General features: G+C 68.7%; 23 protein-coding genes. 15 read left to right on the plus strand and 8 right to left on the minus strand.

The features are described from left to right. The first annotated feature begins 10 nt into the window (after nt 1-10). From AB5I40_RS43570 to AB5I40_RS43585, 4 genes are all read left to right on the plus strand, one after another. Entirely contained in the window at nt 11-1189 is a 1179-nt protein-coding gene (locus AB5I40_RS43570) for an IS30 family transposase (protein WP_370936028.1), read from the plus strand. A 112-nt stretch (nt 1190-1301) separates the two neighbouring features. After that, nucleotides 1302-2024 carry an SDR family NAD(P)-dependent oxidoreductase gene (locus AB5I40_RS43575; RefSeq protein ID WP_370936029.1) on the plus strand — a complete coding sequence of 241 codons (723 nt, stop codon included), beginning with the start codon at nt 1302-1304 and terminating at the stop codon, nt 2022-2024. A gap of 136 nt (nt 2025-2160) precedes the next feature. Next, the gene (locus AB5I40_RS43580) at nt 2161-3645 is read left to right on the plus strand and encodes an MFS transporter (protein ID WP_370936030.1); all 1485 of its coding nucleotides are present in this window, start codon (nt 2161-2163) and stop codon (nt 3643-3645) included. Nucleotides 3646-3665: 20 nt separating this feature from the next. Further along, nucleotides 3666-4490: an alpha/beta fold hydrolase gene (locus tag AB5I40_RS43585; protein ID WP_370936031.1), complete on the plus strand. Its 825-nt coding sequence runs from the start codon at nt 3666-3668 to the stop codon at nt 4488-4490. A gap of 121 nt (nt 4491-4611) precedes the next feature. Here the strand turns inward: AB5I40_RS43585 and AB5I40_RS43590 are convergent, their stop codons facing one another. From AB5I40_RS43590 to AB5I40_RS43605, 4 genes are all read right to left on the minus strand, one after another. After that, complete coding sequence (locus tag AB5I40_RS43590; protein ID WP_370936032.1) at nt 4612-5403, minus strand: SDR family NAD(P)-dependent oxidoreductase; 792 nt, start codon at nt 5401-5403, stop codon at nt 4612-4614. After that, nucleotides 5400-5651: a ferredoxin gene (locus AB5I40_RS43595; RefSeq protein ID WP_370936033.1), complete on the minus strand. Its 252-nt coding sequence runs from the start codon at nt 5649-5651 to the stop codon at nt 5400-5402. Before AB5I40_RS43595 ends, AB5I40_RS43590 begins: the two co-directional genes overlap by 4 nt. Then, a complete protein-coding gene (locus AB5I40_RS43600) occupies nt 5651-6799 on the minus strand; it encodes a Rieske 2Fe-2S domain-containing protein (RefSeq protein ID WP_370936034.1) in 1149 nt (382 codons plus the stop codon). The genes AB5I40_RS43595 and AB5I40_RS43600 overlap by 1 nt, the downstream gene beginning before the upstream one ends. Before the next feature lie 105 nt (nt 6800-6904). Then, complete coding sequence (locus AB5I40_RS43605; RefSeq protein ID WP_370936035.1) at nt 6905-7729, minus strand: IclR family transcriptional regulator; 825 nt, start codon at nt 7727-7729, stop codon at nt 6905-6907. 159 nt (nt 7730-7888) lie between these two features. Here AB5I40_RS43605 and AB5I40_RS43610 point away from each other — a divergent pair, with 159 nt between their 5' ends. The 5 genes from AB5I40_RS43610 (at nt 7889) to AB5I40_RS43630 (ending at nt 13163) form a co-directional block, all read left to right on the plus strand. After that, entirely contained in the window at nt 7889-8737 is an 849-nt protein-coding gene (locus tag AB5I40_RS43610; RefSeq protein ID WP_370936036.1) for an LLM class F420-dependent oxidoreductase, read from the plus strand. Nucleotide 8738: 1 nt separating this feature from the next. Further along, entirely contained in the window at nt 8739-9224 is a 486-nt protein-coding gene (locus tag AB5I40_RS43615; protein ID WP_370936037.1) for a nuclear transport factor 2 family protein, read from the plus strand. 91 nt (nt 9225-9315) lie between these two features. Then, nucleotides 9316-10926: a class I adenylate-forming enzyme family protein gene (locus AB5I40_RS43620; RefSeq protein WP_370936038.1), complete on the plus strand. Its 1611-nt coding sequence runs from the start codon at nt 9316-9318 to the stop codon at nt 10924-10926. 100 nt (nt 10927-11026) lie between these two features. Beyond that, on the plus strand, nt 11027-12211 hold the full coding sequence (locus tag AB5I40_RS43625; RefSeq protein ID WP_370936039.1) for an acyl-CoA dehydrogenase family protein: 1185 nt from the start codon (nt 11027-11029) through the stop codon (nt 12209-12211). A 28-nt stretch (nt 12212-12239) separates the two neighbouring features. Then, a complete protein-coding gene (locus AB5I40_RS43630) occupies nt 12240-13163 on the plus strand; it encodes a VOC family protein (RefSeq protein WP_370936040.1) in 924 nt (307 codons plus the stop codon). Between the two features lie 209 nt (nt 13164-13372). Here AB5I40_RS43630 and AB5I40_RS43635 read toward each other — a convergent pair whose 3' ends face one another. Continuing rightward, entirely contained in the window at nt 13373-14044 is a 672-nt protein-coding gene (locus AB5I40_RS43635) for a class I SAM-dependent methyltransferase (RefSeq protein ID WP_370936041.1), read from the minus strand. 94 nt (nt 14045-14138) lie between these two features. Then, on the minus strand, nt 14139-15638 hold the full coding sequence (locus AB5I40_RS43640) for an FAD-dependent oxidoreductase (RefSeq protein WP_370936042.1): 1500 nt from the start codon (nt 15636-15638) through the stop codon (nt 14139-14141). Between the two features lie 142 nt (nt 15639-15780). Here AB5I40_RS43640 and AB5I40_RS43645 point away from each other — a divergent pair, with 142 nt between their 5' ends. The 5 genes from AB5I40_RS43645 (at nt 15781) to AB5I40_RS43665 (ending at nt 20059) form a co-directional block, all read left to right on the plus strand. Further along, entirely contained in the window at nt 15781-16383 is a 603-nt protein-coding gene (locus AB5I40_RS43645) for a TetR/AcrR family transcriptional regulator (protein WP_370936043.1), read from the plus strand. 95 nt (nt 16384-16478) lie between these two features. Further along, nucleotides 16479-17252 carry an SDR family oxidoreductase gene (locus AB5I40_RS43650; RefSeq protein ID WP_370936044.1) on the plus strand — a complete coding sequence of 258 codons (774 nt, stop codon included), beginning with the start codon at nt 16479-16481 and terminating at the stop codon, nt 17250-17252. Further along, a complete protein-coding gene (locus AB5I40_RS43655; protein ID WP_370936045.1) occupies nt 17252-17896 on the plus strand; it encodes a PaaI family thioesterase in 645 nt (214 codons plus the stop codon). Before AB5I40_RS43650 ends, AB5I40_RS43655 begins: the two co-directional genes overlap by 1 nt. After that, the gene (locus tag AB5I40_RS43660) at nt 17893-18654 is read left to right on the plus strand and encodes an SDR family NAD(P)-dependent oxidoreductase (protein ID WP_370936046.1); all 762 of its coding nucleotides are present in this window, start codon (nt 17893-17895) and stop codon (nt 18652-18654) included. Before AB5I40_RS43655 ends, AB5I40_RS43660 begins: the two co-directional genes overlap by 4 nt. A 22-nt stretch (nt 18655-18676) precedes the next feature. Next, nucleotides 18677-20059 carry an amidase gene (locus AB5I40_RS43665; RefSeq protein ID WP_370936047.1) on the plus strand — a complete coding sequence of 461 codons (1383 nt, stop codon included), beginning with the start codon at nt 18677-18679 and terminating at the stop codon, nt 20057-20059. Nucleotides 20060-20066: 7 nt separating this feature from the next. On the opposite strand, the gene AB5I40_RS43670 is transcribed toward AB5I40_RS43665, so the two are convergent. Next, entirely contained in the window at nt 20067-20342 is a 276-nt protein-coding gene (locus tag AB5I40_RS43670) for a hypothetical protein (RefSeq protein WP_344285202.1), read from the minus strand. Between the two features lie 146 nt (nt 20343-20488). On the opposite strand from AB5I40_RS43670, the gene AB5I40_RS43675 reads away from it, so the two are divergent. Next, nucleotides 20489-21721, plus strand: coding sequence for an NADH:flavin oxidoreductase (locus tag AB5I40_RS43675; RefSeq protein WP_370936048.1), 1233 nt, complete (start codon nt 20489-20491; stop codon nt 21719-21721). Here AB5I40_RS43675 and AB5I40_RS43680 read toward each other — a convergent pair. After that, nucleotides 21697-22761 carry an NAD(P)-dependent alcohol dehydrogenase gene (locus tag AB5I40_RS43680; protein ID WP_370936049.1) on the minus strand — a complete coding sequence of 355 codons (1065 nt, stop codon included), beginning with the start codon at nt 22759-22761 and terminating at the stop codon, nt 21697-21699. The genes AB5I40_RS43675 and AB5I40_RS43680 overlap by 25 nt on opposite strands. Between the last annotated feature and the right edge of the window lie 19 nt (nt 22762-22780).

Genomic DNA, 22780 nt, shown 5'->3' on the forward strand with positions numbered 1-22780 from the left:
AACACCTGTTGTGGGAGGTGTTGCGGTGGTGGGGAAACGTCGTCGTTGGTTGTCCCGGGGTGTTCGGGTGGCGTTCTGGGACGGGGTGCGGGCCGGGTTGCCGGTGGAGGAGGCGTCTCGGGCGTCGGGCGTGTCGCGGGCTAGCGGGAGGCGGTTGTTCGTCGAGGCTGGCGGTGTGATCGCCAACGCGCCGCAGGCCGGGTCGGGTCGTTATCTCTCGCTGGCCGAGCGGGAGGAAATCATGGTTTTGCGTGCCCGGGAGCTGCCGAGGGCGGAGATCGCGCGGCGGCTGGGCCGGAATCGTTCGACGATCGGGCGGGAACTGGACCGCAACGGCACCGCGGAGGGCTATCGGGCCAGCACCGCGCAGCACGCGGCCGAGCAGCGGGCGAGACGGCCGAAGACGGCGAAACTGGCCGCTGACCCGGTGCTGGCCGAGCGGGTGCGGCAGGACCTGCTCGCGTGGTGGTCCCCGGAGCAGATCGCTGCCAGGCTGAAGCGGGACTTTCCCGACCAGCCGAGGATGCACGTGACCCACGAGACGATCTACCAGGCCCTCTACGTCCAGGGCCGGGGCGCGCTGCGGCGCGAGCTGGCCGCGTGCCTGCGCACCGGTCGCGCGGTCCGCAAACCCCGGCGGACGCCCGACGGGCGCCGCGCCCGCCAGGGCAAGATCGCCGGCATGGTCCCGATCTCCGAACGGCCCCCGGAGGCCGACGACCGGGCGGTGCCCGGGCACTGGGAAGGAGACCTGATCGTCGGCAAGGACGGCCGCTCGGTGATCGGCACCCTGGTCGAACGCTCCAGCAGGTTCTGCCTGCTGCTGCACCTGCCCGACGGCAAAGACGCCGCAGCGGTCGCCGCCGAGATGACCGCGACGATCCAGCGTCTGCCCGAGCAGCTGCGCAGGTCCCTGACCTGGGACCAGGGCACCGAAATGGCCCAGCACGCCGCCGTCACCCTGGCCACCGACCTCGACATCTACTTCTGCGACCCGCACTCGCCCTGGCAACGCGGCTCCAACGAGAACACCAACGGCCTGCTCCGCCAGTACTTCCCCAAAGGCACCGACCTCTCCGCGCACAGCGCCCACGACCTCGCGAAAGTCGCCGCCGAACTCAACGCCCGCCCCCGCAAAACACTCGACTGGGACACCCCCGCCGAACGACTCGCCATGCTACTGTCCTAAATGGACCATGTTGCGACGACCACATGAATCCACCCCGGGATAAACACTCACGAGGCCCGGTGAGCGGGATCGCCGCCGCGTAGGGAGCGGCGCCGGTGGCAGCGTGCGACGGGTGCACCGCTTCGAGAACGCGAAAGTCCTGCTCACCGGTGGTGGCTCGGGGATCGGCCGAGCTGCCGCGCTCCGTCTCGCGGCCGAAGGGGCGGCAGTCTTCTCCGTCGACGTCGACCATTCCGGGCTGCCGGAAGCCGAACGGATCCTCCAGTATCAGGCCGATGTTTCCGACGAGACCGCGGTTTCCGCCGCGGTCCGGGCCGCCGCGGCTGAACTCGACGGTATCGACGTGGTCGTCAATGTCGCCGGAATCCACCGCACCACCCCGATCGCGGAGTTGACCGTCGCGGATCTCCGACGGCTCTACGACGTGAACCTGATCGGCACCGCGCTGTGCTGCCGGGAATCCTTGCCGCACCTGCCCGACGGCAGTGGCGTGATTGTGAACGTCGCCTCCAGCTCCGCAACGCACGGAAATCCTTACATGACAGCTTATTCAGCGAGCAAGGCCGCAGTGCTGGGATTCTCGTTGAGCCTGGCGGCGGAGGTGATCGGCCGCGGCGTCCGGGTGGTTGTCGTGTCGCCGGGCACAGTCGCGACGCCGCTGGTCGGCGCGGATGTCCTGGCCGGTCTCGACATCTCCTACTACAGCCGGATCCGCTCGCCGCTGGGCGCGGCGGAACCGGACCAGATCGCCGCGACCATCGCCTTCGCCGCGTCCGCCGACGCCGGATACCTGACCGGCGCGGAGATCCGCGTGGACGGAGGTTCGCACATCTGAGAAGACTCCCGGTGAGCGGGATCGCGCCGGGACCGCCCGGAGGCCGTGATTACGCTCACGGCGATTCCGGCCTCATCAGCGCGGGACCTCGTATTCCGACGGGGATTCCCCTGATCACTTCTGGAAAGGGACCGGCATGGCACTCGACCTGAATCCGGCGAACGGACCTGTTTCCCGCGGGCGGATCATCGCGGTTTGCGCGCTGATCATTCTGCTCTCCGAAATAGCCACGTTCGAAATCCTCATGGTGTATCCGGCGCTGCCCGGGATGGCCGCGCATTTCCGCACCCTCGACGTGGCGCAGGCGGCCTCGGTGGTGACGCTCGCCGGCGCGGTCGTGCTCCCGCTCGCGGGCAAGGCCGCCGATCGCTACGGCAAGAAGCGGATCATCCTCGTGATGGGCGCGATCTTCCTGCTCGGCAGCGTGGTGTGCGCGACCACCGACGTGTTCGCGCTGCTCCTGATCGGCCGCCTCCTGCAGGGCAGCCTGGTGGGCATCGTGAACATTTCCTACGCGCTCGTCCGCGACGTCATCCCGCGCTCCTACGTTCCGGTCGCGCTCGGCTCGGTGGTCACCGGAATCGGCATGGGCGCGGTCGCCGGGCCGTTTCTCGCCGGATGGCTGATCGACAATTTCGGCTTCCGCAGTGTGTTCTGGTTCATGGTCATTTACGTCGGCGTCCTGCTGCCGCTGCACGCGTGGCTGGTGCCGGAAAGCAAGGTGCGGGTCAAATCGTCGTTCGACATTCTCGGCGCCATTCTGCTTGGCGCCAGCCTCGGTATTCTGCTCGTCGCGGTCGGCAAGGGCGGCAAGTGGGGCTGGGGCTCGACGACCACGGTCGGCGCGTTCGGCATCGGGGTGCTGCTGCTGGCCGCGTTCGTGCTGCGCGAGCTGAAGGCCAAGGAACCGCTGATCGACCTGCGGGTGCTGGTCGGCCGCAAATTCCTGCCGACGGTGGTCGCCGTCGGGCTGGTGTCGTACATGATGAACGCGCACGGCATCCTCAGCCCGACCATGTTCGAAACGCCGCACATTCCCGGAAACACCTACGGCGTGGGCCTTTCCGCGCTGCAACTGGCGCTGTGGACGTTCCCGCTCGGCGTCGTGGGCATGGTCGTCGGCCCGCTCGGCGGCTACCTGTCGAAGCGGATCGGCGCGCGGCAGGTGCTGCTCGCGTCCAGCCTGTGCTTCCTGGTCGTGATGTTCCTCGGCTCGCGGATGTTCACCGTGCAGTGGCAGGTCGCGATCACCAGCTTCGTCGCCGGGTTCGCGGTCGGGTTCCTGCATTCCTCCAACGCGAACCTGCTGCAGGACGCCCTGCCCGAGCGGCTCGGCGGCGCGGGCAACTGCATCGCCGGCGTGATCGCGATGCTGGCGTCGTCGGCCGCGGTGACGGTGACCGGCGCGATCATGGCCGGGCACGTCCGGATGACGCTGCCCCAATCGCACGCGGTGATCTACGGCGACGCCGCGTTCACCCAGTCCTACCTGTGGGCGGGCGTCGTCGGCGTGGTCGGGGTGGCGATCATCCTGTTGATGAAGCACGGCCGCAAACCCGCGCAGGGCGGGATGGTCGAGGAGAACGACACGACTGTTCGGGTGAGCGTCGCGCAAGCCTGAACGCGGCCATACTGCGTCGCGTGGATGATGCGGTGCGTACGGAAGACGGTATCCGGCTTTGGGCGACGCGGACGGGCGACGGCGAACCAGTCGTCTTCTGCCACGGCGGCCCGGGGCTGTGGGACATGATGGCGGACGTCGCGGCTTCCCTCTCGGGAACCGCGACGGTCTGTCGCTGGGACCAGCGCGGATGCGGCCGGTCGCAGCGTCGGGGACCGTACTCGGTCTCGCGGACGATGGCCGATCTCGACGCGGTCCTGGCCCATTTCGGCTGGGACCGCGTCGCGCTGCTGGGGCATTCTTGGGGCGCGCAGCTGGCGTTGCGCTACACGCTGGCGCATCCGGAGCGCGTGACGAAGCTGGTCTACGTCTCCGGCACCGGGATTGACGACGACTCGACCTGGCACGCGGACTACCAGCGCAACCTCCGCGACGCGCTCGGCGAGCACCGGGCGCGCTGGGAGTCGCTGCGGGATCGGGACCGTACCGCGGAGGAGGACCGGGAGTACTGCGTCCTGCAGTGGTCCGCGGACTTCGCCGATCGGGAGCGCGCGCTTCAGCACGCCGAAGCCATGGCTGACCCGTGGTTCGGCGTGAATTTCGAATGCAATGCGGCTCTGAACGTCGAGCGTTCGCCGGACCTGCGTGGCCAGTGCGAAGCGCAGGAGGTGCCGACGCTGATCGTGGACGGAACCGCGGACATCCGGCCTCGCTGGGCGGTGGATTCGCTGGAGCAGGCGCTGCCGATGGCGTGGCGCGTGCAACTGCCAGCCGGTCATCTGCCGTGGGTGGAGGACCCGACCGGCTTCCACGCTGCGGTGAGCGGATTCTTGGCCGGTACGTGAGGGGAACCCTGAGGGAATCAGATTCCCTGAGGGTTCCCCTCACGTACGTTGGCTATCCAGGTACGTGAAGGGCTCCTTGAAGGAATCTGATTCCCTCAAGGAGCCCTTCACGGAACGTTGGCTATCGCGTCGGGAGCAGCTTCCGCGTCGCCTCGTGGGCGGCCAGCGCCAGTTCCGCGCGCGGGAACCCGCTCCGCTTCTCCGCAGCGGCGAGGTTCCCGCCAGCCACCCACACCGGTCCGTCGGCGAGGTGTGCCAGCCCTTCGCGTGCGACGTCGTCCGGCTCGGCCACGTTCAGCCCGGGCAGGTCGAACGCCAGCCCGGCCCGTTCCATCGCCGGAGTCCGGGTCACGCCCAGCACGAGCTCCAGCACGTCCACGCCGCGCTCGCGCATCTCCAGCCACAGCCCCTCGGCGAACACCCGGCTGAACGCCTTCACCGCGGAATACACGCTGATCTCCGCCTGCCCGAGATATCCGGCCAGCGAACCCACCAGCATGATCCCACCGCGTCCGCGTGCTGCCATCAACGCGCCGAAGTGATGTGTCAACGCGAGCTGCGCGGTGATGTTCAGGTCAATCACTCCGTGCACGCGGGACAGGTCCCCGGTCACGAACTCGTGGCCGTAACTGTTCGCGCCAGCATTGAAGATCAGCAAGCCGACCTCGAGCCCGCCAGTCACTTCCCGGATCGCCGAGAGCGCCTCCGGATCGAGCAGATCCACCTGCACGGTAAGCACTTCCACACCGTGCGCTCGCACCGCCGCCGCGGTTTCCACCAATGGTTCAGGCTTGCGCGCGATCAACACCAGATTGATCCCGGCCTCGGCGAGCTGATGTGCGAACGACGCACCGACGCCTTCCGAGCCGCCCGCGATCACGGCCCACGGCCCGTACTTCTCGACCATGCTCATTCTCCAGCCACCGGAATTCCCCCGTCCGCGACCGCCCGGTCAATCGAATCCCGCAGCGCACCACAGCCGCGGAACAAGTCCTCCGCGCAAGCCGACCGTTCGACGCACCGCGCGGAAGCGTTGGTATCCCACTGAATGCTCGTCTGATGCCAGCTGCTCTTGCGCACTTTCAGCCACGCTTCGCACGTTCCACATTGGACCGGCCGCATCGGCTCGTCCAGCAGCCGGTTGTCGGCCCGGATCGCCATCAGACGCGCTCGCTCGTGCGGCGGCTGAGGTTCTCCTCGACCTCCTTGCGCCACGCGGCGTTCGGCTTCGCGGTGTCCAATTCGAACTCGAACCGCTCGGTCATCTCCGGCGTGACGTCCGCGACGTCCACATAGAACTGTTCGTACCAGCGCCGCAGCTGGTAAACCGGACCGTCCTCCTCGCACAGCAGCGGGTTCTCGATCCGGGTCTTGTTCTTCCAGATCTGCACGTCCTGCTCGAAGCCGATCCGGATGAAATCGCCCATTTTGCGCGCGGTCGCCTCGGCCTCAGTGCCGGAAAGCTTGTCCGTGCGCTTGACGATGATCCCGTACTGCAGCTTGAACGAGTTCGCGGTGACGGGGTAGTGGCAGTTGATGAGCACGGCGTCGATGTCCATGCCCTCGTAGTGATAGGTCAGCTCGTCGATCATGAAAGACGGCCCGTAGTACGCGGCCACGGAGGTATTGCCGAGCGACTTCAGCTGGCCCTCCTTGGCGGGCGGACGCACGTCCTCCCGCGAAGAACCGCGCTGCAGCTGCGTGGCGACGTGCCCCTCGAAGATGTTCTTGAAGTACGTAGGGAAAGCGAAGTGGACGTAGAAGAAATGCGCCATGTCCACGACGTTGTCGACGACCTCGCGGCAGTTCGTGTCGACGTGCGTTTCGTACCAGGTCCAATCGGTCCAGTCGTCGCGCGTGGCGCCCTCGATGCGCGGAATGACGACGTCAGGCGGCGGCGGATTGCCCTCCGGGTCGTTCCAGACGAACAACATCTTGTCCTGCACCAGCGTCGTCCACGCCGCGGTGCGCGCCCGCAGCGGAACCCGGCGGCTGTAGGGAATCTGCTTGCACCGGCCGTCGCCGCCCCAGCGCCAGTCGTGGAACGGGCAGGCGACCTCGTTGCCCTTGACCGTGCCCTGCGACAGATCGCCGCCCATGTGCCTGCAGTACGCGTCGAGCACGTTGAGCTTGCCGTCCTCGCCGGCGAAGACCACGAGCTTCTGCCCGAACGCGGTGATCGGATGCGGTTTGCCGTCGGCGAAACTCTCGGCCAGTCCGAGACAGTGCCATCCGCGGGCGAACCGCGTGGGCGCCGCGCCGGCCTCGATCACGCGGACCTCGTCCGGTGCCGGCTCCACTGTGGTCATCGTCGGATCTCCTTCCAGTGCCCCGCTTCTGCGAGGCTGAACGTAGAACGGCGGGCGGTGCGCGAGCTGGTGCTGTCCCAGTGACCGAGAGTCCTTTGTGGACTGTCAGTTCCAGGCGGGTTCGGCCGTGCGCAGCCGGACCATCGGGTACAGCTCCTGGGTGACCTGCCGCGCGGCGACCACGACAAGCGGCGCGACCCGCTCCAATGCGGTCTGCGCGTCGCCGACCAGAGAGATCGCGGCTTCCGGCCCTTCCGGGCCTCGGATGGCAGCGGCGACACAGGAGATATCAGAGAAGCACTCGCCGCGTTCGAAAGCGAGACCGTTGCGGTCGCGGATCCGGCCGAGTTCGCGGTGCAGCGTCACCATGTCGCAGATCGTCCGGCTGGTCTGGCGGCCGAGCGTCGGCATGACGCGGTCCTCGACCTGTTCGGCGGGCAGCCACGCGAGCATCGCCTTGCCGAGCGCGGTGCACTGCGCGGGAGCGCGGCCGCCGACGCGCGACGGGACGACCGCGGCGAACCGGCCGCCGACCTTGTCGAGATACCGGACGTCAGCGCCGTCGAGGATCGCCAGGTGCGCGACCATGCCGGTGCGCAACTGCAGTTCGTGCAGCACGGCCGCGGTCGCCTCGCGCAGTTCGAGGTGGTTGCCGCCGGTGCCGCCGAGGTTCAGCGCCCGCGCGCCGAGCGCGTACCCGAACGACGAATGCGACAGCCACTGCAGCCGCACGAGCTGGTCGAGGATGCGGTGCGCGGTCGAACGGGGGAGATGGGTCGTGCGCGCGACCTGTTCGAGGGTGAGCCGGGTGCTCGGCGCGTCGAAGGCGTCGAGGATCAGCGTCATCCGCTCGACCATCGAAGGCGGCAAGGTGCGGTTCTGCGCGACATCCGTGCCGAGGGAGTCCGTTTCGATCGCGACAACCGTCATGCTGTGCTCCTCGCGGACGAATTGAAATCATTTCTAGTTTTGAAGGTAACACGGCGGCCTCCCGGGGCGTCAACACGCGGCGGGTCACGACTGCGGCACGGCTCCCGATCAGCGGGAGAAGCCGCTCGCGCCGGCCCGGCGGCCGGTAGGCATGGCGGCATGGACATCGGCCTCGTGAGCCCCGTGGTGACCCGGCTGCCGGGGGACCCGAACGCCTGGGAGGACACTGCCGGCATCGAAGACCTGGCGCGGATCGCGGCGACCGCGGACCGGCTCGGCTTCGATCACCTGACCTGCAGCGAGCACGTCGCGGTGCCGGTGGCGGTCGCGGAGCAGCGCGGATCGACGTACTGGGATCCGCTCGCGACCTTCGGCTACCTGGCTGCTCATACCAACCGGATCCGGTTGGTCACGCAGGTGCTCGTGTTGGGATATCACCATCCGCTGGAGATCGCGAAGCGCTACGGAACGCTCGACACGGTCAGCGGCGGACGGCTCGTGCTCGGCCTGGGTGTCGGGTCGCTGCGGGAGGAGTTCGACCTGCTGGGCGTGCCCTTCGAGCAACGCGGCGAGCGTTCCGACGACGCGCTGCGGGCGCTGCGAGCGGCGTTGTCGCAGCGGCTGCCGGAGTATCACGGGCCGCACTACGACTTCGCTGGGATGATCGTCGAACCGCATGCCGTGCAGGCGAAAGTCCCGCTGTGGATCGGCGGCCGAACCAAGCGCTCGCTCCGGCGGGCGGTCGAACTGGCCGACGGCTGGGTCCCGTTCGGGCTGTCGCTGGGGGAACTGCGTCGGATGCTCGACACGGTTGAGCTGCCGGACGGCTTCCAGGTCGTGCTGTCGCCTGGCAGGCCGCTGGACCCGGGCGCGGCGTCCTGCCGGGAGCGGCTGGCCCGGGTCGTCGAGGCCGGGGCGACGACGGTCAGTGCGCGGATCGCCGCGAAGTCCGCTGAGCACTATTGCGAGCAGCTCGAAGCGCTCGCCGAGCTAGGAAGCGAGGTCTGAAGTGGACCGGATCGCCCAGTTGGAGGAACGGCTCGCGCGGCTGGAGGACGAACGCGAGATCAGCAGGCTGATCGCCGCGTACGGACCGCTGGTCGACGCCGGCGCGGCCGAGGACGTCGCCGCGCTGTGGACCGAGGACGGGGTGTACGACGTCGACGAGATCTACCTCGAAGGCCGAGAACAACTGGCCCGAATGGTGCGGTCCAGCGCCCATCAAGGCTGGATTTCCGGCGGTTGCGCGCATTTCGTCGGCCCGCCGCACGTGACCGTGGACGGCGATACGGCGATCGCGGTATGTCACTCGCTGATGGTGGTATATCAGGACGACCGCTTTGTTGTCCGGCGGGCGACGGCGAACCATTGGGCGCTCGCGCGCACCGAGGAGGGTTGGAAGGTCACCCGGCGCACCAACCGGGTCCTCGACGGCCGGGCCGAGTCGCCCGGACTGCTGCGGCAGGGCGCGTACGGCGAGCCAGCGTTCCTCTGAGCCGGTCCCGGTCACTGGAATCGGCGCGGCGCTTACGGCGGTGAGCAGGCACAATCACGCCCGCACCGGTGCGCGAGGAGGGAGACCTTTGATGAGCCTCTCCGCTGATCCTCTGCAGGCGCTGACCGCGCCCGGTGGGCCTTGTGAACTGCGCACGGAGACTGTGCTGGGCGTGCCGATGACGGTCTTCGCTCATCGCGCGCGGTCGCTGGGGGAGGTGCTCGCCGCCTCAGCGCGGCACGGCGAACGCGAGTACCTGGTGACGGCCGACCGCCGGATCACCTTCGCCGCGCATGCCCGCCAGGTGGCGTCGGTGGCTTGCGCGCTCCGCGAGGACTACGGAATCGGCAAGGGCGACCGGGTCGCGATCGCGGCGGCGAACAGTCCGGAATGGGTGGTCGCGTTCTGGGCGACGGTGTCGCTGGGCGCGATCGCGGTCGGCTGCAACGCGTGGTGGTCGCGGCGGGAGTTGGAGTACGCGCTCGGCCACACGCGGCCGTCGCTGGTGGTCGCCGATGCGAAGCGGGCTGCGCTGTTGGACGGCGTTCCGGTGCTGACCGTCGAGGAGGACATCCCTCGGTTAGCGCGCCGTTCGGATGCACCGCTGCCTTCCTGCGCGGTCGAGGAGGACGATCCGGCGGTCATTCTCTATACCAGCGGCACCACCGGACGCCCGAAAGGCGCGGTGCACACGCACCGGAACCTGACGTCGGTGATCGAGTTTCACCGGCTGAACAGCGAAGTCGCGCGAGCGCTCGGCGACCTGGTGGATCCGTCCGCGCGGCGGTACCTGCTCGGGGTCCCGTTGTTCCACATCGCCGGACTGCACAACCTGGTCGTGCCGCGGCTGGCTGACGGCAGCGCGGTGGTGCTGCACCAGGGCGGGTTCGACGCGGAGCGCGTGTTGCGGCTGGTCGAGGCCGAGCGGGTGACGAACTGGGGCGTCGTGCCGACCATGGCGCACCGGCTGCTGGAACACGGCAATCTTGACCGGTACGACCTTTCCTCGCTGACTGCTTTTACTCTCGGCGCTGCGCCTTCTTCCCCGGCCTTTCAACAACGGTTGCGCGCGGAGCTTCCGGTGGCGGAACAGGGATTAGTCGACAGCTATGGCCTGACGGAATCGTCCACGGCGATTTCCGTTGCCACGTCGGCTGATCTCGCCGCGTCTCCGGGCACTGTAGGGCATCCGATCGCGACGGTTGAGTTGGAGATCCGGGACGCTTTCGGCGAGTTGGTGCCCGACGGCGGCGCGGGAGAGATCTGCGTCCGCAGCCCGTTCACGATGCTCGGCTATTGGGAAGATCCCGAAGCTACGGCCGCCGCTATTGACGACCAGCGATGGTTGCACACCGGGGACATCGGCGTTCTTTCCGGCGGACAGCTGCGGCTCACCGCGCGCCGGTCGGATTTGATCCTGCACGGCGGGGAGAACGTTTATCCGGCCGAGGTCGAGAACGTGCTGGCCGAACACCCGGCGGTGCGGGAATGCATTGTGCTGGGCGTGCCGCATGTCGACCTGGGCCAGGAAGTGGCTGCGGTCGTGGTGGTGTCCGCGTCGGTCGGCGAGGAGGAGTTGCGGGCGTTCGCGGCTGAGCGGCTAGCGTATTTCAAGGTCCCGTCGCGGTGGCGGATCGGGACGGAACCGTTGCCGCGCAACGTGACCGGCAAGGTCGTGCGGAACCAGGTGCCGCGGCCCTGATCCCGTTGACCGGGAGCGCGTCCGCGCGCCCGGGTGCTCCGCTGGGAGGCTCGGGGCAGCCGGGACCGCACCGTATCCGGACCGGAGAAAGGGAAGCGCCATGACCCATCCCGCTCTTGCCGCAATCGAGGAGCGCTCCGAGGAGATTTCGGCGTTCGGGCCGGAGAACGAGCGGCTCGGCCGGCTCGCCGACGAAGCGGCCAAGGTGCTCCGGGAAACCGGCGCGATCAAGATGCTCCAGCCCGCCGAGTACGGCGGCGCGGAAGCCCATCCGCGCGAATTCGCGGAAACGGTCATGCGGCTGGCGTCGCTCGACGGGTCGACCGGCTGGGTCGCCGGGATCGTCGGCGTGCACCCGTGGGAAATGGCGCTCTGCGACCGTCGTGTGCAAGACGAAATCTGGGGCGCTGACAACGACACCTGGATCGCTTCGCCGTACGCGCCGATGGGTGTGCTGAAACCGGTCGACGGCGGGTATGTCTTCAATGGACGGTGGCAGTTCTCGTCCGGAACCGATCACTGCGACTGGATTTTCCTCGGCGGTTTTCTCGGCGACACGGACGGCAATGTCGTGCAGCCGCCCCGGAATTACCACGTGATCCTGCCTCGCGCGGACTACGAAATCGTCGAGGACACCTGGGACGTCGTCGGCCTGCGCGGCACCGGCAGCAAGGACATCGTCGTCAAGGACGCGTTCATTCCGGAGTACCGCGCGGTCCCGTTCAGCCGGATGACCGACGGCAGCGCGCTGCGCGAATCCGGCCGCACCAACCCGACGTACGGCGTCCCGTTCACCACGATCTTCCCGCTCGGCATCACCTCCGCAGTGATCGGCATCGCCGAGGGCGCGCTGGCGGCGCATCTGGCATATCAACGCACGCGCGTGCAGATCACCGGCACCCGGGTGAAAGACGATCCATACGTGCTGTTCGCGATCAGCGCCGCCGCCGAGGAGATCAAAGCTTCGCGAATTGCCATGCTGGACAACGTTTCCCGGTTCTACGACAAGGCTGCGGCCGGTGAGCCGGTGACGCTTGCCGACCGTGCCGCGTCGCGCCGCACCCAGGTCGCGGCGGCGTGGCGAGCGGTGCGCGCGATGGATGAGGTGGTCGCCCGCAGCGGTGGCAATGGCCTGCGGATGGACAACCCGATCCAGCGCTTCTGGCGCGACGGCCACATGGGCCTGGCGCACGCGATCCACGTGCCCGGTTCGGTGTTCCACGCGTCGGCGCTGACCGACCTCGACGTCGAGCCGCCGCCCGGCCCGATGCTCTCCATGATCTGAACTCTCTTATCCCGCAAGGAGTTTCGCTATGACCGACATCCGAGGCCTCGGCTACCTCCGGGTCCAGAGCCGGGACCTGCCGCGCTGGCGGGAACTGACCGTGGAGGCGCTCGGCTTCGCCGAAACGTCCGGCCCGGTCGCCGACGGCCTGTACCTCCGGATGGACGAACGCGAGGCGCGGCTGATCGTGCTGCCCGGCGAGGACGACCGGGTGCTCGCGGTCGGATGGGAGGTGCGCGACCAGTTCGCGCTGGCCGCGGTCGGGCGCGCGGTGGAGGCCTCCGGGACCGCGGTGAAAGTGTTGTCGGAGCAGCAATGCCGGGAACGCCGCGTCGATTCGGCGATCACTTTCGACGACCCGTCCGGCACCCCGGTGGAGGTCTTCTTCGGCCCGGTCCTGGACCACGACCCGGTGCGGACGAAGTGGACCCAGCAGTTCGTGACCGGTGCCCAGGGCATGGGCCACGTGGTGCTGCCGACGACGAACTTCGCCGAGGTCGAGACGTTCTACACCGAGGTGCTGGGCTTCCTCCCGCGCGGCGCGGTCTCGATGAGCGGCGCGGCCCCCGACCAGAAACCGCGCCGGGTGCGGTTCATGGGCGTCAACCAGCGCCACCACAGCCTGGCGATCTGCCCGGCCCCGCACGGCGAACCGCCGGGCTTGGTGCACCTGATGGTCGAGGTCGACTCCCTGGACGCCGTCGGCCGCGCCCTGGACGAGGTCGGCAAGCGCGGCTTCTCGGTTTCCTCGACGTTGGGGAGGCATACCAACGACAAGATGGTGTCGTTCTACGTCCGGGCGCCTGGTGGGTGGGACCTGGAGTACGGGACCGAGGGAATGCTGGTGGACGAACGGTTCTACACCGCGGAGGAGATCACGCGGGACAGTTACTGGGGGCACGACTGGTCCGGGTCGGAGCAGTTGGCGGCGTTCAGTCCAGTCAAGGGGTAGCTCGTGAGTGGCTACGCCGGTTCTAACCGGCATCGCCACGCACGACCCCAAGCCCCCTGAACCGCCCGAGAGCCGTGCGGCTTGCCTACCTGACCGTTCTGCGAGTACGTGAGGGGAACCCTGAGGGAATCAGATTCCCTCAGGGTTCCCCTCACGTACGACAAACCCGACGCGGCCAGAGTCGAGCCCGTTCTCACCGGGGTGAACGCTCACGAGGACTTTTCCCAGATCGAAATGTGCTGCTCACTCTCGTGCGTGAACGGCTCGCCAGTCCAGCTTTCCCACCGCGACCGCAGCCGCATGCCCGCCAGCTGTGCCATCAGATCCAGCTCCGCGGGCCACGTGTACCGGAACGGAATCGCCCGGAATTCGCCGCGACCGTCGGCCACCCGCGCGTGGTACGAGCTCATCGACTGCGTGGAGACGTCGTAGAGATCGAATCCCCAATGCGTCGCGCTCAGATCGAACGGAACGACGGTCTGCCCAGGCGGCAGCTTCCGCAGGTCCGGCACCCCGACCTCGATCAGGAAGCACCCGCCCGGCTCGAGATGCGCTGCGGCGTTGCGGAAACATGCCACCTGCGCGTCCTGAGACGTCAGGTTGCTGATCGTGTTGTACACCAGATATGCCACCGAGAACGTTCCCGCGACCCGGGTCGTCGCGAAGTCGCCGATCGTCACCTCGATCGCGTCACCGCCCGGTTTGGCGCGCAGCTGTGCGGCCATCGCCGACGACAAGTCAATCCCCGCGACCGGCACGCCCCGCGCGGCGAGCGGCAACGCGATCCGGCCGGTGCCGATGCCGAGTTCGAGCGCGCGACCGTCTCCGGCGAGTTCGGTCAGGACGTCGACCGCCGGATTCACCGCTTCCGGCGCGAACATTTCGGCTGATGATTGGTCGTACCTTGCAGCGACACTTTCCCCGAAGTAGTCCTCCACACCGGCGACGGTAACCGGCACCGGCGTGGAGCGCAGGTCATTTTCCGGCCCGTGCCACCAGATCGTCGACTGCCCGGGCAGCGAAAGCCATCGCCGTGCCCAACGGAATTCCCGGCCCGGGGTAGTAGCTTCCGGTCATGGACGCTGCCGAATTGCCCACCGCGTAAAGACCTTCCACCGCAGAGCCATCGGCCCGCAGCACCCGAGCGTCCGGATCAGTCACCAGTCCACCCTTTGTCCCGAGGTCCGACAACACCAGCCGAGCGGCACGGAACGGCGGCTGGTCCACCGGAACCAGCACGGGATTAGCGAAATGCCGTGCGTATTCATCCTCGCCCCGGCCGAAATCAGCGTCGTGCCCGGCCTCAGTGAACGAGTTGAACCGAGCAACCGTCTCGGGCAGCTCCGGGGCGTCGATCAGCTTCGCCAACTCCGCAAGCGTGTCCGCCTCGACCCATGTGCCAGCCGCCAGATGATCGTCCGGCCGTCCGCCCGGCAACGCGATGGCGGGCAACCGGCCGCCCTCACGGCTGTCGAACACGATATGCGAAGGGACCCGCTGCGCCGGGTCCGCTGCCATCTCACGACCCATCTGGTCATATGGCAGCGACTCGTTCGCATACCGCCGCCCGTCGCGGTCCACGACGATCCCGCCGCGGAAGCCGAGGGTGAACGACGCGCCGCCGTCCGGCATCGCGATTCCTGGGCACCACCAGCCCTCGTTCATCAGATCGACCGCCGCACCGAGTGCGATCGCCGCTTCCAGGACCTGGCCGCGGTTCGTTTCCGCGGGGGCCATCGACCAGGCCGCCGATCCCGGCACCCCGGACTGTTCCCGCAGGTCGGCGTTCCGCTCGAACCCGCCCGCGCCGATGAGCACGCCGTCAACAGCCCCGATCCTCCGCGAGCCGACTCCGACTCCGACCACCCGCCCGTTCTCGACCACCAGCTCGTCGACGGGCGTCCCGGTGAACACGGTGCCGTTGCCGGTCGCGTCGAAGGCCAGCAGCAGCCGTCCGATCAGCGCGCGCCCGCCGTCCAACGGCGCGTCCCGGTGCCCGCGGCCGGCGCGGTCGCGGTCCACCGGCGGACGCACCAGCTCCGCGCGTTCGCCCAGCTCCGACAGCGGCAGGTCCACCGGCACGAACGAGCGTCCGCCGGGGACCCGGCCGGGCCGGTCGAAATAGTCCGGGAACGCCCGCCATTCGAATTCGAGCGCCGGATCCGCCTCCAGCGCCGCGACCAGCTCCGGTGCCTTCGCCAGGAACGCCTCCTGCCGCCCGGTCGGGTCCTCGCCGAGCAGCGCGCGCAGGTACTCGCGGGCGGCGGCGGTGGAATCCGCGACGCCGAATCGCTCCTGCACCTGCGTGCCCGGCAGCCAGCAGGCCGCGCCGGAGTACGCCGACGTCCCGCCGAGCCGGTCCGCGCCCTCGACCACCGCGGTGCGCAGTCCCGCCCGGGCGGCGAGGTACGCGCCGGTCAGCGCACCCGCGCCGGACCCGACTACCACCACGTCGAACTGGTCGTCGAAAGCCATGAGTCCTCCAAGTCGTCGCGACCCGGCGAGCCAACCGCATCGCCGCCGCGCCGGGGCGCGGTCATCCCACTCACCGGTAGCGGCGGCGCCCGGTGGGAGGATCGTGCGCGAGAATGGCCTGATCACGAGCGGAGGAGTCGCGGTGCCGAGAGTCGCCGAAAACCGGGCGCCGGCCACGCCGAGTTCGCCCGCGCAGCAGGAGCGCTACCGGCGGATCCTGCGAGCGGCCGCGGACCACGGCGCCGAGCACGGCCTCGACCGGATCCAGATGCTCGACGTCGCCCGCGATGCCGGCGTCGCCATCGCCACGCTCTACCGGTACTTCCCGTCGAAGACCATCCTGTTCACCGCGCTGCTGCACAGCCAGGTCGAACAGCTGGACCGCAACAGCGTCCCGGTCGAGCCCGGCCAGGAACCGGCCGAGGCGGTCGCGCGCGTGCTGGTCGACGCCGCCCGCCGCCTGCTGGAACGACCGCGGCTCGCGCAGGCGATGCTGCAGTCGAACAACGCGACGGTCGCGGGGGAGTCGCCGAACATGGCCGCGACGGTCGAGTTCGCCGACCTGATCCTGCGCGTCGCGGGGGTGGCCGAGGCCAGTGACCACGATCGCCGGTTGGTCCGGTTGATCGAGCAGACCTGGTACGGCGTGCTGACCTCGCAGCTGAACGGGCACATCACGGCGGAGGAAGCGGAGGCGGACACAGTGCTGGCGTGCCGGTTGCTGCTGGCCGAACTGGGCCGCTGACCGCCTTCTCCCGGTGACCGGGATGAGCCCGCCGCGCGCGGCGGAGTCCCCGTAGCGTCGCGGCCGTTCCCGGAACCCCACCTCAGGAGGCCGTCATGCCGCGCACCGTCGTCATCACCGGAGCGAGTTCGGGGATCGGTGCGGCACTCAGCAGCCTCCTCGCCGAGCGCGGCGACCAAGTCCTCGGCGTCGACCTCGCGGGCAGCGACGTCGATGCGGACCTCTCGACCCCGGCTGGCCGCACTGCCGCCGCCGAGGAGGTCGGCAAGCGCACCGGGCACGTCGACGCGGTGGTCACCTGTGCCGGGACGTCGAACCCCGGCGAAGCGATGGTCACGGTGAACTACTTCGGCAGCACCGGTTTCATCGAGGCCCTGCAGCCGTTGCTCGCGAAATCCGAAGCGCCGCGCGTCGTCCTGGTCGGCTCGATCTCCGGCACCCAGCCGAACGACCCCGCAGTGGTCGAGGCCTGCCTGCGCGGCGACGAGCAAGCCGCGCTGACCGCGGCCCGCGAGGCGATCGCGGACAACCGGGCGGTGCAGCTGTACCCGTCCTCGAAGTCCGCGATCGCGCAGTGGGCGCGCCGGACGTCTGTTTCGGCGGGCTGGGCCGACGCGGGAATCGCGGTCAACGTGGTCGCCCCGGGCGTGGTCCTGACGCCGATGACCGACGAGCTTTTCGCCGACCCGAAGATGAAAGCCGTGATGGACAAGGCAGTTCCGATGCCGCTGCACGGTTACGCGGCCGCGGAAGACGTCGCGCGCGTGCTGGCGTACTTCGCCGACGCCGCGACGACGCACATCACCGGCCAGGTCGTGTACGTCGACGGCGGCGCCGAGGCGACCCTCCGCCCGGCGGCGCACTACTGATGACGACTTACGCCGAAAACGTCCCGCTGTCGCCTGTCCCGAACGACGACGGCATCGACGCTGCCGTCGCGGCGGCCCGCCGGGTCGTCAACGCCCTCCTGCAGGCTGGCGCGAACAGTGCAGCGCCCATGACGGACATCGCCCGCGACCTCAACCGGATCGCCGCCCAAATCGAAGAGCACGCGCCGGAGCGGCAAGAGCGCTTCGTCAGCATGTGGGCCGGGCGGCCGCGGCACGATCCCGTCACCGGCCCGGAAAACGCGCTCGCCCCGCCGCTGCACCTGCACGGTCTGCCGGACGGATCCGTGACCGGCACGGTGACGCTCGGCCTGCCGTATCAGGGACCGCCCGGCTGCGTGCACGGCGGGATTTCCGCGCTGTTGCTGGATCACGCGCTCGGTGTCGCCAACAGCTGGGGGCCCGGGCCGGACGGGATGACCGGCACGCTCAGCGTCCGCTACCACCGGACGACCCCGCTGTTCGCGGAGCTGACGATTCGCGCACGACAGCAATCCAGCGAGGGCCGCCGGATCCACACGACCGGCGAAATTCTCGCCGACGGGCAGGTCTGCGTTTCCGCGGACGGGATTTTCGTGGCGAAACACGTCGCGCGGCCAGTTGCCCAGGACGAAGGAGGCCGATGAACACGCTCGCGGGCCGGGTGGCCCTGGTGACCGGCGCCGGACAAGGCGTCGGGCAAGGAATCGCGCTGGCGCTGGCGGGGGAGGGCGCGTCGATCGCGGTCCTCGGGCGCACGCGCGGCAAGCTGGACGAGACCTGCCGCCTCCTGCGGGAGCGGGGTGCTGCCGCGGAACCGTTCGAATGCGACGTCGCGGATACGGCGTCGATTCCCGGGGTCGTCGACGAGGTCGTTTCGCGATTCGGCCGCCTCGACATTTTGGTCAACAATGCGTACTCCGGCGCTTTCGGGCCATTGCTGAAAATGAGCGACGAGGACTTCGCGCGCGGTTTCTCGACTGGACCGTTTGCCGCGTTCGCGTTCATGAAAGCCGCCCATCCGCACTTGAAGGCGACGGGCGACGGTTCGATCGTCAACCTGGTCACATCAGCGATGGTGCGCTGGGATCCCACCACCTACGGTGCTTACGCCGCAGCGAAACAAGCCTTGCGCTCGCTGTCGCGCACTGCCGCCGTGGAGTGGGCGCGCGACGGAATTCGGGTCAACGCGATCGCTCCGCACGCATTGTCGCCGGGCTTGAAATGGTGGACCGAACACAACCCCGAAGAGGCCGCCGAATTCGTCTCGACCATTCCGGTGGGCCGGATCGGGGAGTGCGAAGAGGACATTGGTCGCGCTGTAGTCGCGCTGGTCGGTTCCGATCTGCGCTACCTGACCGGAGCCACCGTGCCGCTCGACGGTGGTCAAGCCTTCTTCGGCTGAGCCCTTCTGAGGAGACATCGCTGTGCTTTCTGCCCTCGATACCGCCGCCGCCATCCGCCGGGGCGACCTGTCCGCCCAGGAGGCCGCCGAACAGGCGATCGCCCGCATCGAGGAGGCGAATCCGCGGCTCAACGCCGTCGTCGGCCAACGCTTCGAGGCTGCTCTCGCGGAAATCGACGCCGGTCTCCCGGACGGTCCGCTCACCGGAGTCCCGTTCCTGGTCAAGGATCTCGGCACCGAAGTCGCCGGCCTTCCCGCCACCCAGGGCAGCGCGCTTTTCGCCTCCGCTGTGTCCACAGTGGACAGCGAACTGATCCGCCGCTACAAACGCGCCGGTTTGGTCATCCTGGGCATCACCAACACCCCCGAATTCGGCCTTAACGCGAGCACCGAGCCGCAATTGCACGGCCCCACCCGCAACCCGCACGACCTCTCGCGCTCGCCAGGAGGCTCGAGCGGCGGTTCCGCAGCGGCCGTCGCCGCTGGCCTGGTCCCCGCCGCCCACGCCACCGACGGCGGCGGCTCAATCCGGATCCCATCGGCCATGTGCGGTCTGGTCGGCCTGAAACCCAGTCGCGGCCGCACCACCGGCGCCCCCGACGCAGGCACCCTCGCCGCCCCGGTCTCCGTCGCCCACGCGGTCACCACGACGGTCCGTGACAGCGCGGCCCTGCTGGACGCGATCGCCGGACCACTCCCGGGTGAAGCCTTCGCCGCCCCGACCCCGACTGGCACTTTCCTCGACGCGACCCGCCGTGCCCCCGGCAACCTCCGCATCGGCCTGGCCACCCAGGCCCGAACCGGCATCGACGCGCATCCCGCCTGCCTGGCCGCCGTGCGGCAGACGGCGAAACTCTGCGAGGAACTCGGCCACCACGTCGAGGAAACCATTGCGCCGTTTGACTTCCCGGACGTCCGCACGACCGGCGGGCTGCTGATGGGCGCGGACCTGGTGGTGATCGTCGAAGACCAACTGGCCGCTTTGGGCCGAGAACTCCAGCCGGGCGACCTCGAGCCGTTCACCGAACTGCTGCTCGACCATTACCGCGGCTTGACTGCGAACCAGCTCCATCGTGCGCTGCGCCGGGCACAGGAGATCGGGTGGGAGGTCGGGCAGGTCTTCACCCAGTACGACGTCCTGCTCACGCCGACGCTGCCGCTCCCGACTCCGCCGCTGGGCCTGCTGGACACGACGGATCCCGCGTCGATCTACGAGCACGCGGGCGCGTATTCGGCGTGGACCAGTGTTTTCAACGTGACTGGGATGCCCGCGATCTCGCTTCCGCTCGGCCGGGATGACGACGGACTGCCGCTGGGGGTGCAGTTCGCCGCGGATCTGGGGCAGGAGGGGCTGCTGTTGTCGTTGGCGGCGCAGTTGGAGGAAGCGGCACCCTGGGCCAACTGACCGTTCGTCAGTTGCGGACGATGGCCGATCCGCTGCTCGACAGGTTGGACATGATGACCAGGACCCCGATCAAGGTCAGGATCGCCCACATCACAACCACGGTGGTCACGATCAACGCGTGCCGCCGGATAGCCGCGAGCTGGCCGAGGATTTCCAGGTTGATCCTGTTGGCGTAGTCCGTCGGCCCGTCCGTCTCGGACGCTGCTTTGAGCCGCGCGGCGACTGCGTCGGGACTCGTAAATGCGTTCGCGTGATAGCGAGGACGGGGCTTGAGTTCGGGCACAGTTGTTTCTCCTCAGGCTAAGCAGCGGATAGACGCACGGGAATCGTCGAGCCCAGCCGTTGCGTTACCGCGCCGCCGGATGCCAAGCCTCCCAGTCACCGAGATCGCGAGAGCAGCCCGTCCCCTCCGTTTCCTACCGTGGCAAGGTGACTTCCACGACCCCCACCCCGCCCGATCCGCTTGCTCCCGCCAGGCTCGGGCCGGTGCAGTTGCGCAATCGCGTCGTCAAGGCGGCTACCTACGAGGGGCTCAGCCACCACGGCCGGGTCACCCGGGATTTGGTCGATTTCCACGTCGGCTACGCGAAGGGCGGCGTCGGGATGACGACGGTCGCTTATTGCGCGGTCGCCAAGGAAGGCCGCACCGACCGGCATCAGATTTACTGGGCCGACGAGGCCCTGCCGGGACTGCGCGTGCTCACCGACGCGGTGCACGCCGAGGGGGCGGCGATTTCGGCGCAGATCGGGCACGGCGGGCCGGTCGCGAATCCGAAGGGCAATGGGCTGCCCGCGCTCGCGCCGAGCCGGTATTTCCACAAGACGACGCTCAGTTTCGCTCAGGAAATCGACCACGCCGGCATCGAACGCGTCAAACGCGCCCACGCCGACGCGGCCCGGCGCGCCATCGAGTGCGGGTTCGACGCCATTGAAGTCCACTTAGGACACAACTATCTGATCAGTTCCTTCCTGAGCCCCAAACTCAACCACCGCACCGACGAATACGGTGGCTCGCTGGAGAACCGCGCCCGGCTCGCGCGTGACACGATGCGCGCGGTTCGTGACGCGGTCGGCGACCGGATCGCGGTGATCGTCAAAATGAACATGGACGACGGCGCGCCCGGCGGCTTTTGGCTCGACGAGGCGATCCCGGTGACGCAATGGCTCGAAGCCGACGGCACCTGCGACGCCCTCGAAATGACCGCCGGTTCATCGCTGCTCAACCCGATGTACCTCTTCAAGGGTGACGCGCCGGTCCGCGAGTTCGCGGCGGTGATGCCGCAGCCGTTGAAGTTGGGCGTGCAGGCGGTGGGGAAGCATTTCATCCGCGAATATCCTTATCGGGACGCGTTTCTGCTCGAGGACGCACGCCAGATCCGGGCCGCGGTGAAGCTGCCGATGGTGTTGCTCGGCGGGATCACCGACCGCGCGTCGATGGACCTGGCGATGCGGGAGGGATTCCAGTACGTCGCGATGGGCCGGGCTTTGCTGCGCGAGCCGGATTTGGTGAACCGGATCGCCGCTGAGCCGGAGACGCCGTCGTTGTGCATTCACTGCAACAAATGCATGCCGACCAACTTTACCGGCACGCGGTGTGTGCTGGTGGACCGGACGACGACTCGGGGTGCGGATTGGGGTCAGCCCGCGGGGTACGTGGGCTGACCGTGGTCCTGCGGCAGATCAGACAGGTCCAGCACGAGCCGGTACCGGACGTCGTTGCGTTCCAACCGTTCGAGGGCTTCGTTGACGCGGGCGGACGGGAGGAGTTCGATGTCGGCGGTGATGTCGTGCCGGGCGCAGAATTCCAGCATGGCGGCGGTCGCGGGACGGCCGCCGCTGCCCGCGGAGCTGAGGTTCTTGCGTCCTGCCAACAGATCGGTGGCCTGCACGGTGACCGAGCCGAGGTACCCGACGTGGCTGAGGGTTCCGTCGAGGGCGACGAGCTTGAGGTAGGGCGCGACGTCGTGCGGGACGGCGATGGTGTCGATGACGACGTCGAACCGGTCCCGGGCCGCGGCCATCTGGTGTTGGTCCGTCGAGACGATCAGATCGTGACCGCCCAGCCGACGGGCGTCGTCGGCTTTGTCGGCGGAGCGGCTGACGACCGTGGTGTCGGCCCCGAGCGCGACGGCGAGTTTGACCGCGAGGTGCCCGAGCCCGCCGAGCCCGGCCACGGCGACCCGGGTGCCAGGCCCGACGCCGAGGGCTCGCAGCGGTTCCCAGACGGTGATCCCCGCGCACAGCAGGGGAGCGGCGGCCGCGGGGTCGAGCCCGGCGGGGAGCGAGTAGGCGAACTCGTCGCGGACGATGTACTCGCGGGAGAAGGCGCCCAGCGTGGTGGTTCCGTCGCGGCGGTCGGTGCCGCCGTAGGTCAGGGTGGGGAAGTCGTGACAGAAGTTTTCCTGTCCTGCCTCGCACATCGCGCACGCGCCGCAGGAGTCGACGATGTTGCCGACCGCGACCTGGTCGCCGATGGCGAATCGCGTGACCTCGTGCCCGATCTCGGTGACCACGCCGGTGAACTCGTGGCCGGGCACCAAAGGCGCGTCGCCGGTGTGGGCGCGGACGGCGTGCAGATCGGTATGGCAGACGCCGCAGTAGTCCACGCGAACCGCGACGTCGTCGGCCCGCAGTTCCCGACGTTGCAGCACGGTCCGTCGTAACCCGGCACGGTCGGTTTGCCAGCCCAGAGTGTCCCGCATGCTCGCCCCTCAACAAACA

The organism is Amycolatopsis sp. cg13 (genome assembly GCF_041346965.1).
GTDB lineage: Bacteria > Actinomycetota > Actinomycetes > Mycobacteriales > Pseudonocardiaceae > Amycolatopsis.

Bases quoted from the DNA above. Each gene is read 5' to 3' on its own strand.
- AB5I40_RS43580 (WP_370936030.1), top strand. From the start codon at position 2,161: ATGGCACTCGACCTGAATCCGGCGAACGGACCTGTTTCCCGCGGGCGG.
- AB5I40_RS43590 (WP_370936032.1), bottom strand. From the start codon at position 5,403: ATGAGCATGGTCGAGAAGTACGGGCCGTGGGCCGTGATCGCGGGCGGC.
- AB5I40_RS43595 (WP_370936033.1), bottom strand. From the start codon at position 5,651: ATGGCGATCCGGGCCGACAACCGGCTGCTGGACGAGCCGATGCGGCCG.
- AB5I40_RS43600 (WP_370936034.1), bottom strand. From the start codon at position 6,799: ATGACCACAGTGGAGCCGGCACCGGACGAGGTCCGCGTGATCGAGGCC.
- AB5I40_RS43605 (WP_370936035.1), bottom strand. From the start codon at position 7,729: ATGACGGTTGTCGCGATCGAAACGGACTCCCTCGGCACGGATGTCGCG.
- AB5I40_RS43610 (WP_370936036.1), top strand. From the start codon at position 7,889: ATGGACATCGGCCTCGTGAGCCCCGTGGTGACCCGGCTGCCGGGGGAC.
- AB5I40_RS43620 (WP_370936038.1), top strand. From the start codon at position 9,316: ATGAGCCTCTCCGCTGATCCTCTGCAGGCGCTGACCGCGCCCGGTGGG.
- AB5I40_RS43625 (WP_370936039.1), top strand. From the start codon at position 11,027: ATGACCCATCCCGCTCTTGCCGCAATCGAGGAGCGCTCCGAGGAGATT.
- AB5I40_RS43630 (WP_370936040.1), top strand. From the start codon at position 12,240: ATGACCGACATCCGAGGCCTCGGCTACCTCCGGGTCCAGAGCCGGGAC.
- AB5I40_RS43635 (WP_370936041.1), bottom strand. From the start codon at position 14,044: ATGTTCGCGCCGGAAGCGGTGAATCCGGCGGTCGACGTCCTGACCGAA.
- AB5I40_RS43640 (WP_370936042.1), bottom strand. From the start codon at position 15,638: ATGGCTTTCGACGACCAGTTCGACGTGGTGGTAGTCGGGTCCGGCGCG.
- AB5I40_RS43650 (WP_370936044.1), top strand. From the start codon at position 16,479: ATGCCGCGCACCGTCGTCATCACCGGAGCGAGTTCGGGGATCGGTGCG.
- AB5I40_RS43655 (WP_370936045.1), top strand. From the start codon at position 17,252: ATGACGACTTACGCCGAAAACGTCCCGCTGTCGCCTGTCCCGAACGAC.
- AB5I40_RS43660 (WP_370936046.1), top strand. From the start codon at position 17,893: ATGAACACGCTCGCGGGCCGGGTGGCCCTGGTGACCGGCGCCGGACAA.
- AB5I40_RS43680 (WP_370936049.1), bottom strand. From the start codon at position 22,761: ATGCGGGACACTCTGGGCTGGCAAACCGACCGTGCCGGGTTACGACGG.